Source organism: Aurantimonas sp. HBX-1, from assembly GCF_021391535.1.
GTDB lineage: Bacteria > Pseudomonadota > Alphaproteobacteria > Rhizobiales > Rhizobiaceae > Aurantimonas.
On record NZ_CP090066.1, the window covers coordinates 3,861,773 to 3,874,272 of the forward strand.

Consider the following 12,500-nt stretch of genomic DNA (forward strand, 5'->3'; position numbering starts at 1 on the left):
ATGAACAACGCGTCCGAAATCGAGCCGGGCGGCATTGCGAAGCGTGTCTGCCGGCTGGAAGCCGCGGACCCGGCCCGCTGCGGCCGCCGCATACCCCTGAACGAAAGCGGGCGGGGTCGAACCCCGCCCGCCCGCTTCGTTCTTTCGGGCCGATGCCTAGAGCGTGCGGGCCACGTGCTCGACGCGGAAGCACTCGATGACGTCGCCCTGGCGCATGTCCTCGTAGTTCTGGAAGGCCATGCCGCATTCCTGGCCGCTCTGCACCTTGGCGACTTCGTCCTTGAAGCGCTTCAGCGTCTTGAGCGTGCCCTCGTGGATGACGACGCCGTCGCGGATCAGGCGGACGCCTGCGCCGCGCTCGACCTCGCCCTCGGTGACCAGGCAGCCCGCGACCTTGCCGACCTTGGTGATGTTGAACACCTCCCGGATCTCGGCATTGCCGATGAAGGTCTCGCGCCGCTCCGGCGACAGCAGGCCCGACATCGCGTCCTTCACGTCATCCACGAGGTCGTAGATGATGTTGTAGTAGCGGATCTCGATGCCCTCGCGCTCGGCGGCTTCGCGCGCCTGCTTGTTGGCGCGGACGTTGAAGCCGATGATCGCGGCGCGCGAGGCGCCGGCGAGCGCGATGTCGGACTCGGTGATCGCACCGGCGCCCGAATGGACGATCCGGGCCCGCACCTCGTCGGTGCCGAGCTTGTCGAGCGCACCGATGATCGCCTCGATCGAGCCCTGCACGTCGCCCTTGATGAGCAGCGGGAACTCCTTGAGCCCGGTGTCCTGCAACTGCGACATCATCTGCTCGAGCGAGCCGCGCTGGCCGGCGCTCTTGGCCACCTGCTTCTCGCGCGCCACGCGCTGGCGGTATTCGGCGATCTCGCGTGCCTTGGACTCGCTCTCCACCACCGCGAAGCGGTCGCCGGCGAGCGGCGTGCCCTGCATGCCGAGCACCTCGACCGGCATGGACGGCGGCGCTTCCTTCAGCTGGGCACCCTTGTCGGTGATCAGCGCGCGGACGCGGCCCCATTCGTCGCCGGCGACGACGATGTCGCCGATCTTGAGCGTGCCGGTCTGCACCAGCACGGTGGCGACCGGGCCGCGGCCCTTGTCGAGCTGCGCCTCGATGACCACGCCCTCGGCGGTGCGGGTCGGGTCGGCCTTCAGCTCGAGGATTTCCGACTGCAGCAGGATGGCGTCGAGCAGCTTGTCGAGATTGGTGCCCTTGAGCGCCGAGACCTCGACGTCGAGCACCTCACCGCCCATCGACTCCACGAAGACCTCGTGCTGCAGCAGGGCGTTGCGCACCTTGCTGGCATCGGCGCCCGGCTTGTCGATCTTGTTGATCGCCACGATGATCGGCACGCCGGCCGCCTTGGCGTGATTGATGGACTCGATGGTCTGCGGCATCACGCTGTCGTCGGCCGCCACCACCAGGATGGCGATGTCGGTCGCCTGCGCGCCGCGGGCCCGCATCGCGGTGAAGGCGGCGTGGCCGGGCGTGTCGATGAAGGTGATCTTCTGACCGCCCTGCTCGACCTGGTAGGCGCCGATATGCTGGGTGATGCCACCGGCCTCGCCGGAGACGACGCTGGTCTTGCGGATGGCGTCGAGCAGCGAGGTCTTGCCGTGGTCGACATGGCCCATGATGGTCACGACCGGCGGCCGCGGCACGAGGTTCTCGACATTGTCGGCGACGTTGAAGATGCCTTCCTCGACGTCCGACTCGGCGACGCGGCGGACCGTGTGGCCGAATTCCGAGGCGATGAGTTCGGCGAGATCCGGCTCGATGATGTCGCCCGGCTTCATCATCTGTCCCTGCTGCATGAGGAACTTGATGACGTCAACGGAACGCTCCGACATGCGGTTGGCGAGTTCCTGGATGCTGATGGTCTCTGGAATAATCACTTCGCGGGCAATCTTCTCTCGCGGCTGGTTCTGCTGCGAGCGCTTGAATTTCTCCTGACGCCGGCGGATCGAGGACAGCGACCGGCCACGGGCGCCCTCCTCGGAGGTGAGCGCCTTGTCGAGCGTCAGCTTGCCGCGGCGACGGCCGTCGTCGCGGTCGGGGCGGGCGGGCTTCGGCGCCTCGGCGGGGGCGCCGCGGACCGGACGGCGGGCGCCCGGACGGGCACGGGCCGCCTCGTCCTCGTCGGCGCCGGGACGCCGGCGCGGCTCGGCACGGGTACCGCGGGCAGCGGCTGCCTCGGCATCGGCCGGCGACACCACGGCGGCGGGGGCCTGACCCCGGCGCTCGGCTTCGGCCTCGGCCTTGCGGCGCGCCGCCGCCTCGGCCTCGAGCCGGGCGTTCTCCTCGGCCTGGCGACGCTCGGACTCGGCGCGCTCGCGCTGACGCCGCTCATCCTCGGCGATGCGCCGGTCCTCTTCCTCGCGGAACAGGCGCCGGTCCTCGACCTCGCGCTGCTTGGCAAGCTCGAGGGCGCGGCGGCGGGCATCCATCTCGCGCGACGACAGGTCGCTGAGCACGGCGCCGCGCGGCTGGCGGGCGCCGGGTGCGGCGGTGGCCGGACGACGATCGTCACGGCCGCCGGGACGCGCCGGTGCCTGGCCCGGACGCGACGGTCCGCCCGACGGCTGCTGCGGACGACCCTGCGGCGCGCCACCTGGACGCGGCGCAGCCGAGGCCGGACGCGCGGTGGCGACGGGAGCCGGCGTGGCGGGCCGGGCGGTTGCCACCGGTGCAGCCGGACGGGGCGCCTGCGGCGCGGCGGCGGCGGGCGCCGTCGAGGCAGCGGCCGGAGCAGAAGGGGTGGGCGCCGGCGCGGCGGGTGCCGCGGCATCCGTGGCCGCCTCGGGGGCCGGCGCGGCAGTCTTTGCCTCGACCGGCTCCGGCGCGGCGGGTTCCGGCGCCTTGGCAGCAGGCGCCTCGCCCGGCCGGGGTCCCAGCTGGATCTGCGGCGGGCGACCGCCCATCTGCGGCGGCGTCGGGGGCGGTGCCGAGGGCGCGGCAGCGGCCGGCGTCGGCGTGGCGGCCGACGGCGTCTGAGCCGGCGTCGGCTGCGGGGCGCGCGGCTGCGGCGTCGGCGCGGCAGCGGCCGCGGCGGGCGCCACGGCGTCCTCCGGCTTGGTGATCCGCCGCTTCTTGGTCTCGACGACGACGTTCTTCGTGCGGCCGTGCGAGAAATTCTGCCGAACGGTAGACTGCTCGACGCCGCCCCGCTTCAGGGTCAGAGTCTTCTTCGTGCTCACGCTCAGCGTCTTGTCGTCGCCGGACTTGGTATCGCTCATCTACGCTTCCGCTTCCTGCGCGGGATCGATCCCGCGCCCTTCATCTTGCCTGGAGCGTCGCTCAGAAGGCGCTCCCGTGTCGTTCAATTTCTCAGTCGCGGCTTCCCCGCGCCCCGCAGGGGCATCGCCGGAAACCGGCCCGGGGTTCGCACCCCGGTATTTGTCAAGCGCTGCCATGCGCTTCGCCGCAGCCGAGCCCGCGTCACCGGCAAGGATGGCTGCATGTATCACATTCCCGCCGCCCAAAGCCAAACCCAATTCGTCCGCAGTAAACAGACGCAGGGCGGCGATGGCCGGCTCCGACCGCGAGGCCGCCGCGGCGCGGCGGGCCTGGTCGAGCTTGCGCAACCCGTCGGGCGCGGCATCGGATGCCTGCACCAGCAGCAGCGCCCGCCCGGTGCGGACCGCCGCCTCGGTCTTGGTCGCCCCGGTGACCAGCTGGCCTGCCTTGCGGGCGAGACCCAGCGCACCGAGCGCCGACTTCGCCAGCAGACCGTCGACCATCTGACCCAGGTCCGGGGCCGCCGACACCTCGGCCTTCAGCGCCCGGCCGAACATCTTGCGGCGGACCGCCTCGTCCACCGCCGCCCTGCTCAGCGCCACATGGGCGCCGCGCCCGGGCAGCCGGCGCCGCAGGTCCGGCACCACCGCGCCGTCGGGTCCGCGCACGAAGCGGATCAGATCCTCCGGCGACTGCGCCTTGCGCGAGACGATGCAGGTGCGGTCGTTCAGTTCCGCCTCCCCTGCCGCGTCCGCGTCGTCGTCCATCGTCCCGGTCAGGCCGCCGTCTCTTCGGCCTCGGCGTCTTCTTCCGCCTCGACCTGCGGCCCGTCGATGTCGGCCTGGGTGATCCAGCCCGCCTTCAGACGCGCCGACAGCACCATCTGGTCGGCCGCGGCGCGGGAGATCTCGAACTTGCTGAGGGCGCCCGGGAACCGCTTGGTCTCGCCGTCCTTGCGTTCGCTCCAGCCGATGAGATCGTCCGCCGCGCAACCGGCGAAGTCTTCCATCGTCTTGATGTCCGCCTCGCCGAGCGCCACCAGCATCTCGGTGGTCAGCCCGTCGATCTCCTTGAGCTCGTCGGCGACGCCCAGCGCCACACGCCGCGCGTCGAACTCGGCCTCGCGCTGCTCCAGATATTCGCGAGCCCGCGCCTGGATCTCGCCGGCCGTCTCGTCGTCGAAGCCCTCGATCGAGGCGACTTCGCCCTGGTCGACATAAGCGACTTCCTCGACGCTGGCGAAGCCTTCGGAGGCCAGCACCTGGGCGACCATCTCGTCGACATTCAGGGCGTTCATGAAGATCTCCGAACGCTCCTGGAATTCCTTCTGGCGGCGCTCGGATTCTTCCTGCTCGGTGAGGATGTCGATGTCCCAGCCGGTCAGCTGCGAGGCCAGCCGGACGTTCTGGCCGCGACGGCCGATCGCCAATGATAACTGGTCATCCGGGACGACGACTTCAATCCGTTCGGCGTCCTCGTCGAGCACGACCTTGGACACTTCCGCCGGCTGCAGGGCGTTGACCAGGAAGGAGGCGGCGTCCGGCGACCAGGGGATGATGTCGATCTTCTCGCCCTGCAGCTCGCCGACGACGGCCTGCACGCGCGAGCCGCGCATGCCGACGCAGGCGCCGACCGGATCGACCGAGGAATCGTTGGAGATCACCGCGATCTTGGCGCGCGAGCCCGGGTCGCGGGCCACCGCCTTGATGGTGATGATGCCGTCGTAGATCTCCGGCACTTCCATGGTGAAGAGCTTGGCCATGAACTGCGGATGGGTGCGCGACAGGAAGATCTGCGGGCCGCGGGGCTCGCGGCGGACGTCGTAGACGAAGGCGCGGACGCGGTCGCCATAGCGGAACAGCTCGCGCGGGATCTGCTCGTCGCGGCGGATGATGCCCTCGCCGCGGCCGAGATCGACGATGACGTTGCCGTATTCGACGCGCTTGACCGTGCCGTTGACGATCTCGCCGACGCGGTCGCGGAATTCCTCGTACTGGCGGTCGCGCTCGGCCTCGCGGACCTTCTGCACGATCACCTGCTTGGCCGACTGCGCGGCGATGCGGCCGAAATCCATCGGCGGCAGCTGCTCGGCGATGAAGTCGCCGGGCTCGGCGTCGGGGTTCTTGTCGCGCGCCAGGTCGAGATGGATCTGGATGTTCGGATCCTCGACCTCCTCGACCACTTCGAGCAGGCGCTGCAGCCGCATCTCGCCGGTCTTGGTGTTGATGTCGACGCGGATGTTGGTCTCCTGACCGTAGCGGCTGCGCGCCGCCTTCTGGATCGCGTCGGCCATGGCGCCGATGACGATCTCGCGGTCGATGGACTTCTCGCGCGCGACTGCGTCGGCGATCTGCAGAAGCTCAAGCCTGTTCGCACTCACTGCCATTGTCGGTTCTCCTGAATTCGGGTCCCTGCCGCGCAGCGGGCGCGGCGGCTCCATATGGTCCAGCGGGGCCGAAGGCGCCGCAATCGCTTCTCGCCGGTCAGTGCGGACGCCCGGTCGCGTCATCCGTGGCGTCGTCCGCGGCGTCGTCTTCTTCCGGCCTGCCCGAGGCCTTGCGGGCCGCCTTGTCCGCCTTCAGCGACGCCTCGATGAGGTCGTCGGTGAGGATCAGGCGCGCCTCGCCGATGGCGTCGAACGGAATATCGACAGTCGGCGTCTCGCCGGGAGACGGCTGGTCGCGCTCGATCGTGATCGCATCGTCGCCGACGCCGACGATCTTGCCGCGATAGCGCTTGCGGTCGTTGACCAGGCGGGTCGTCTCGAGCTTCATCAGGAAGCCCGCCCAGGTCTCGAAGTCGCCCTTGCGCACCAGCGGCCGGTCGATCCCCGGCGAGGAGACCTCCAGATGATACGGCTTGTCGATCGGATCGTCGACGTCGAGCACCGGCGAGATGCCGCGCGACACCGCCTCGCAGCCCTCGACGTTCATCGTGCCGTCCGGCCGCTCGGCCATGATCTGCACGGTCATGCCGTTGAGGCCGGAGATCTTGACCCGCACCAGGCGGTAGCCGAGCTGCTCGATCGCCGGCTCGACGATTGTCGCGACGGCGGCCTCGAGCCCCTGTTCCTTGACGATGCGCTGATCTGCGGTGATCACGTTGCTCCGAAATCGCTGCGGTCCGGCTCTGCCGGATCGGACCGGTGGTCCTCCTGCCTGCGGTCGGGCAGGACCGTCGGGGCGCGCGTCTTCGCGCAAACCGGGGTCCCTGAAACAAAAAAGAGCGGGACCGGCAGGACCCACTCTCACGATCGCATCGCAGAGAATTTCGCCTCCTATACTAGCTTCGGGCGCCTGCATCAAGTCGCAGCCGCCGGCCCGCCGTCACCGCCCGGCCCGCGTCCTCCCGCTCAGATCCGCCGGAAGGTGAGATAGGCCGGGCGCCGTCCCTCGCGGATCGCCTTGGCCTCGTAGCGCGTGCCGGGCCAGCCCTCGAAGGGCGAATGCCAGTCGGCCGCCCGCGCCGCGGTCCATTCGAAGGCGGGATGGTCGCGGCAGTGCTGCAGCGTCCAGTCGACATAGGTGTCGATGTCGGAGGCAAAGCGGAACGACGCCCCGGGGGCGAGCACCCGGGCGAAACGGTCGAGATTGCGCGGGTTCACGAAGCGGCGCTTGAAGTGCTTCTTCTTCGGCCAGGGGTCGGGATAGAGCAGGTCGATGCCCGAGAGGCTGGCCTCGGGAAGCCAGTCGAGCAGCCGCGTGGCGTCGTCGTCGTAAAGGCGCAGATTGGCCGGCGGGGCTTCCGCGATCGCCGACAGCAGCTTGGCCATGCCGTTGACGAAGGGCTCGACGCCGATGAACCCGGTATCCGGCCGGCGCAGCGCCCCGGCCAGGAGATGCTCGCCGCCGCCGAAGCCGATCTCCAGGTGCACCGCCTCGACCGGGGCGGCAATCAGCGTGGTGAGGTCGGCTGGAGGCGGCGTGTCGAGGTCGATCCGCAGCGACGGCAGCAGCGTTTCCAGCAGCATCGCCTGCCCCGGCCGCAGCCGCGGGCCCCGGAGCCGGCCGAAGAACGCCTCGCGGGCGCGCTCCCGGTGCGGGACGGCGGACGGATCGTTCTCCATGGCGAATGCGCTTCCGGCTGGCGTTGGCATCGGCCCGGGGGTCGCGCCATCGCGCCGGCCGGTCCGGTCACCGCTCCGCGTGGGGTCGGCGACGCGGCCGGATTGCCGGCCCGGGGCCGCCACGTCAAGCGCGGCGGCGACGGTCAGCGGTCGGTTCAGGCCTTGTCGTCGGCCGCCGCCGTGTCGGCGAGCGTGCGCACCAGGTCGATGACCCGGCGACGGACCTTCGGGTCGGCGATGCGCACGAAGGCGCGGTTGAGCTGCAGGCCTTCGGTGGAGGAGAGGAAATCGACGACGTAATCAGGGCCTGAGGGCTCGGCGAAGCCGTCCTTGCCGTCGATGCCGCCGGGCGCGTCCTCGAAGAAGAAGGCGACCGGGACGTTCAGCACTTCCGACATGCGCTGCAGCCGGCTGGCGCCGATGCGGTTCGAGCCCTTCTCGTATTTCTGGATCTGCTGGAAGGTGATGCCGAGGCTCTCGCCGAGCTTTTCCTGGCTCATGCCCAGCATGGTCCGGCGGAGGCGAACCCGTGATCCGACATGCGTGTCGACCGGGTTCGGCTTCTTCTTGTTCTCCAGCATCCGAAGCGCCTTCATCCTTTTTCCGCGACCCGCTGCGGCGGCGCCCGTCATGCGTCACAGGCAAACCCGAAATTGTCTTAAATCAATTTCGAATCCCGGCCTAGGCGGTGTGGCTCCAGGCTGTCAATCAATCTTAACGCGCATCGTCGCCCGGGAAAGCAACCCTGCCGCAAGGGCGGCAAGCCAGGCGGCCCAGTAGGTGGCGTTGCCGAACCGCGCGTAGGGCGTCGGCGCCGCCGCCTCCGGCAGCGCCACTTCGACGGTGCCGGTGGCGCCGAGCGCCAGCCCGCCGATCTGCCGGCCATAGGCATCGTTCACGACGGAAATGCCGGTGTTGGCGCTGCGCACCAGCGGCAGGCCTAAGGCCACCGACGTCAGCTCGGCAAGCCGCAGATGCTGGTAGGGACCGGGCGTCGCGCCGTACCAGGCGTCGTTGGTGTCGTTGACCAGGAAGCCGGGGCGGGAATCGGGCGAGCCGGCGTCGATCTCGCCGGGAAAGATGATCTCGTAGCAGACCAGCGGCAGAAAGGACGGCGCACCCTCAAGCGGCACCCGGCTGCGCACCGTGCCCGCCGAGAAGCCGCCCGGCATGTCGGCGAGCTGCGACACGCCGAGGCCTTCGAAGAACGTCTGGAACGGCAGGTACTCCCCGAACGGCACCAGATGCACCTTGTCGCGGGCATCGATGATCTCGCCATTGTCGTCGATGACGTAGACCGAATTGTAGACCCGCGAACTGACGTCGCCGGTGCCCTCCAGGCGGGCCGCCCCGGCGATCAGCGTCTCGCCCGGCAGTAGCGTGTCGGCGATGCGGGCGATCGCGTCGGGACGCTCGGTCAGCAGGAACGGAAACGCCGATTCCGGCCAGATCACCAGGGTGCGCGTCGCCTTCACGCCGGACGGCGCGGCCGTGGCTGTGCCGGGAGCCGGCCGGGCGGCTGCGCCGGTGATCGCGTCGGGCTCGGCGCGGGTCTCGGTGAGCCTGATGTGCCGGTCGAAGATCGTCTCGGCCTGGCTGTCCTCCCATTTCAGGCTCTGGTCGATATTCGGCTGCACCACCCGCACGTTGACGCCCTCGACGAAGCCCGTCGGGTGGGTGCCAAGCCGCCAGGCGCCGAAGCCGAGGTGAAAGACCAGCAGCGCGGCCGCCACCGCGAGCGTCGCCGCGCGGCCCCGCCGGTCGGCGAGGACCGCCGGGGCGGAGAAGACGACGACCGCGAGCAGGGTCAGCCCGTGCACCCCGACGAGGCCGGCGGTCTGCATCAGCAGCGGCACCGGCGCCGCCATGACGCCGATCTCGTTCCAGGGAAAGCCGGTGAACAGGAAGCCGCGCAGATACTCCACCAGGCCGAAGGCGGCGGCGAGCGCAAAGATGCGCCAGGCGCTGTCGCTCCACAGCAGCCGCGCCAGGACGGCGGCAAGGCCGTAATAGATCGACAGGATCGCCGGCAGCCCGAGCACCGCGAGCGGAATGAACACGGCGAACTCGGCGGCGTCCACCAGCATGGCGGCGCCCAGCCACCAGAGGCCGGCGACGAAATAGCCGAAGCCGAACAGCCAGCCGGTGGCGAAGACCGGCAGCAGCCGGCGGGGCAGCGAACGGGCCGGGTCGACGGCCGCCCCGTCGATCAGCCAGACCAGCAGCGGAAAGGAGACGAAGCCGACCGCCGGAAAGTTGAACGGCGGCAGGGCCAGCGTCGCGAGCGCGCCGGCAAGGAAAGTCAGGAGGGCGCGCCGCCAGCCCTCGACGAGCAGGACGCGCGCGGCCAGGCGATCGACGAGGCGGTTCTCGCCCAGAAAGCCGCTATGACGGGAAATGGCGCTCAACTTGCCCCCGCATGTGAGGTCGACGACCCATGCACGATGCCGGTCCCGCCCATTAACGACACTCGCTTTCGCGAGACTGATGTCGGACGGCGAACCCTTCGAGGGCCGCCGTCCGTTTGTCACGATGCCCGGCGGTCAGGGCGCGTTGGCGAGGCCCTCGACGATGCGGCGGCGCTTGTCGCCCTGCCGGAAGCGCACGATGCGCACCCGGCGCACCCGGCGCGGATCGGCATCCAGCACCTGGAACTCGAAGCCCGGCACCGCCTGGATCACCTCACCGCGTGTCGGCACGCGGCCGAGTTCGGAAAACAGCAGGCCGCCGATCGTGTCGGCCTCCTCCTCGTATTCGCTGATGTCGAAGTCCTCGCCGACCAGCGCCTTCACCTCGTCGAGATCGGCCCGTGCGTCGGCGACCCAGATGCCGTCGCCGCTCGCCGTGATCATCGGCGCGTCGTCGTCGTGCTCGTCCTCAATATTGCCGACCACCATCTCGATGACGTCCTCCAGCGAGACGAGGCCGTCCGTTCCGCCATATTCGTCGATGACCAGCGCCATCTGCGTCCGCGTCGCCTGCATCCGCGCCATCAGGTCCGAGGCGAGCATCGAGGGCGGCACGAACAGCACCTTGCGGATGATGCCGAGCTCCTCGATCTTCTTGGCGAGGTTGATCTGGCGCAGGTCGAGCCCGGCCTTCGGCTTGCGCGAGCCGTTGCCGCCGGCCGACCCGTCCGGCCGCGCCGGCCGCGCCACGCGGGTGATGTGGGCGACGACGTCGCGGATGTGAATCATGCCGCGCGGGTCGTCGAGGCTCTCGCCGTAGACCGGCATGCGCGAATGGCCGCTCGCCTCGAACTGCCGCATGAGCTCGCCGAGCGTGGTGCCGATCTCGGCCGCCTCGATGTCGGCCCGCGGCACCATCACGTCCTCGACGCGCACTTCGCGCAGCCGCAGGATGTTGTTGAGCATCGCCCGCTCGGCCGGGCTGAACGCGTCCTCGCCGGACCCCGGATGCATCAGCGCCTCCGTCAGGTCCTCGCGCATGACGCGGGGCATGCGCGGCCGCAGCCGTCGCAGCACGCGCGCCCAGACGCCGGGCTGGCCCGGCGTCCCGGCGCGCCGACTTCGGTCGTCGCCGGGGCTGCGGTCGTCGGCGACGTCGCCGCCCTGGATGTCGCCACGGTCCCGGTCAGGCACGTGCGCTTCGATGGTCATCGTCTCACTCATGGTTGGTTCGGCGTCATGGCCGGCGCTTCGGCGGTTTCGGCATAGGGATTGGCAACGCCCAGCCCATCAAGGATCTCGACTTCGAGGCGTTCCATCGCCTCGGCCTCGGCCTCGTCGACATGGTCGTATCCGACGAGATGCAGGAAGCCATGCACGAGAAGATGTCGGAAGTGGGCAGCGAAGGGCTTGCCCTCCAGCGCCGCCTCGCGGGCGACGGTCTCGTAGGCGAGGATGAGGTCGCCGAGCAGCGGCCCGGGCGGCGAGCCCGCGGGCGCCATCGGGAAGGACAGGATGTTGGTCGGACGGTCCTTGCCACGCCATTCGGCGTTGGCCGCCTGCACCGTCGCGTCGTCGGCCAGCGTCAGGCCGATCTCGCTGGTGACGTCGAGGGGCAGGCCGATCCGGCGCGCGGCGGCGGCGAACGCTTCCAGGGCCAGCGACGCGATGTCGCCGAGACCGGCCTCGTCCCAGGCCGGTGTCTCGACGGCCAAGGCGACGGTCAGTCCGTCATAGAAGCGCGGTTGTCGGTCTTCGGGCACTTAACTGTCCAGCGGGATGGCCGGCGCGCGGTGGCGCGTCGCATCCTCCTCATAGGCCTCGACGATCGCCTGCACCAGCGGATGGCGCACCACGTCCTTGGCCTCGAAACGAACCGTGACGACGTTCGGTACGCCGACCAGCACCCGCAGCGCCTCCACCAGGCCGGACTTCTGGCCGGGCGGCAGGTCGATCTGCGAGGGATCGCCGGTCACCACCATCCTTGCGTTCTCGCCGAGACGGGTGAGGAACATCTTCATCTGCATCGCGGTGGTGTTCTGCGCCTCGTCGAGGATCACCGCGGCATTGGCGAGGGTGCGGCCGCGCATGAAGGCCAGCGGCGCGATCTCGATGGCGCCGGCGGCCAGCGCCCGCTCGACCTTCTCGGCGGGGATCATGTCGTAGAGCGCGTCGTAGAGCGGCCGCAGATAGGGGTCGACCTTCTCCTTCATGTCGCCGGGCAGGAAGCCGAGCCGTTCGCCCGCCTCCACCGCCGGCCGCGACAGGATGATGCGGTCGACCTGGCCGCGCTCCAGCAGCATCGCCGCATGGGCGACGGCGAGATAGGTCTTGCCGGTGCCGGCGGGGCCGACGCCGAGCACCAGCTCGGCGCGGTCCATCGCCCGCATGTAGGCGTCCTGCGTCGGGGTGCGGGCGTGGATGGTGCGGCGACGGGTGGCGATCTGGGCCAGCGACATGCGGCCCTTCTTCTCCAGCGTCGGCAGGATCAGCTGGTCGTCCTGGGCGATCGCCATGCGCACGGCGCCGTCGACGTCCTTCTGGCCGATCTCGCTGCCGCCCTGCAGGCGCTCGTAGAGATGGTCGAGGGCCCGGCGGGCCTGTTCGCTCGCCGCCTGGGTGCCGCGGATCTCGACCTTGTTGCCGCGCGCCCGCGCATCGACGCCGAGCTTCTGCTCGAGCAGCGCCAGATGCTCGTCGAACTGGCCGAACAGCGAGCTGGCGAGGCGGTTGTCCTCGTAGGTCAGGACGATATGCGCCATGTCGGAGGCGCCGGATA

9 protein-coding genes and 1 pseudogene are annotated in these 12,500 nt (G+C 70.0%); all 10 read right to left on the minus strand.

Annotated elements, in window-relative coordinates:
- Positions 1-156: 156 nt before the first annotated feature.
- The gene (gene infB / locus LXB15_RS18330) at positions 157-3,246 is read right to left on the minus strand and encodes a translation initiation factor IF-2 (RefSeq protein WP_233949806.1); all 3,090 of its coding nucleotides are present in this window, start codon (positions 3,244-3,246) and stop codon (positions 157-159) included.
- 138 nt (positions 3,247-3,384) lie between these two features.
- Positions 3,385-4,014 (minus strand): annotated as a pseudogene (locus LXB15_RS18335) (RNA-binding protein); the annotation flags it as partial.
- A gap of 8 nt (positions 4,015-4,022) precedes the next feature.
- Positions 4,023-5,633, minus strand: coding sequence for a transcription termination factor NusA (gene nusA / locus LXB15_RS18340; protein ID WP_233949807.1), 1,611 nt, complete (start codon positions 5,631-5,633; stop codon positions 4,023-4,025).
- 97 nt (positions 5,634-5,730) lie between these two features.
- Entirely contained in the window at positions 5,731-6,348 is a 618-nt protein-coding gene (gene rimP / locus LXB15_RS18345; protein WP_233949808.1) for a ribosome maturation factor RimP, read from the minus strand.
- A 251-nt stretch (positions 6,349-6,599) separates the two neighbouring features.
- Complete coding sequence (locus LXB15_RS18350; RefSeq protein WP_233949809.1) at positions 6,600-7,313, minus strand: tRNA (guanosine(46)-N(7))-methyltransferase TrmB; 714 nt, start codon at positions 7,311-7,313, stop codon at positions 6,600-6,602.
- A gap of 155 nt (positions 7,314-7,468) precedes the next feature.
- Positions 7,469-7,894 (minus strand): helix-turn-helix domain-containing protein, encoded by a 426-nt coding sequence (locus LXB15_RS18355; protein WP_233953239.1) that lies wholly within the window; start codon positions 7,892-7,894, stop codon positions 7,469-7,471.
- A 123-nt stretch (positions 7,895-8,017) separates the two neighbouring features.
- The gene (gene lnt / locus LXB15_RS18360; protein ID WP_233949810.1) at positions 8,018-9,721 is read right to left on the minus strand and encodes an apolipoprotein N-acyltransferase; all 1,704 of its coding nucleotides are present in this window, start codon (positions 9,719-9,721) and stop codon (positions 8,018-8,020) included.
- 135 nt (positions 9,722-9,856) lie between these two features.
- Positions 9,857-10,945, minus strand: a complete 1,089-nt coding sequence (locus LXB15_RS18365; RefSeq protein WP_370640130.1) for a hemolysin family protein — start codon at positions 10,943-10,945, stop codon at positions 9,857-9,859.
- Positions 10,942-11,484, minus strand: coding sequence for an rRNA maturation RNase YbeY (gene ybeY / locus LXB15_RS18370; RefSeq protein WP_233949811.1), 543 nt, complete (start codon positions 11,482-11,484; stop codon positions 10,942-10,944). The genes LXB15_RS18365 and ybeY overlap by 4 nt, the downstream gene beginning before the upstream one ends.
- On the minus strand, positions 11,485-12,483 hold the full coding sequence (locus LXB15_RS18375) for a PhoH family protein (protein ID WP_233953241.1): 999 nt from the start codon (positions 12,481-12,483) through the stop codon (positions 11,485-11,487).
- Between the last annotated feature and the right edge of the window lie 17 nt (positions 12,484-12,500).

Bases quoted from the DNA above. Each gene is read 5' to 3' on its own strand.
- infB (WP_233949806.1), bottom strand. From the start codon at position 3,246: ATGAGCGATACCAAGTCCGGCGACGACAAGACGCTGAGCGTGAGCACG.
- nusA (WP_233949807.1), bottom strand. From the start codon at position 5,633: ATGGCAGTGAGTGCGAACAGGCTTGAGCTTCTGCAGATCGCCGACGCA.
- LXB15_RS18350 (WP_233949809.1), bottom strand. From the start codon at position 7,313: ATGGAGAACGATCCGTCCGCCGTCCCGCACCGGGAGCGCGCCCGCGAG.
- LXB15_RS18355 (WP_233953239.1), bottom strand. From the start codon at position 7,894: ATGCTGGAGAACAAGAAGAAGCCGAACCCGGTCGACACGCATGTCGGA.
- LXB15_RS18365 (WP_370640130.1), bottom strand. From the start codon at position 10,945: ATGAGTGAGACGATGACCATCGAAGCGCACGTGCCTGACCGGGACCGT.
- LXB15_RS18375 (WP_233953241.1), bottom strand. From the start codon at position 12,483: ATGGCGCATATCGTCCTGACCTACGAGGACAACCGCCTCGCCAGCTCG.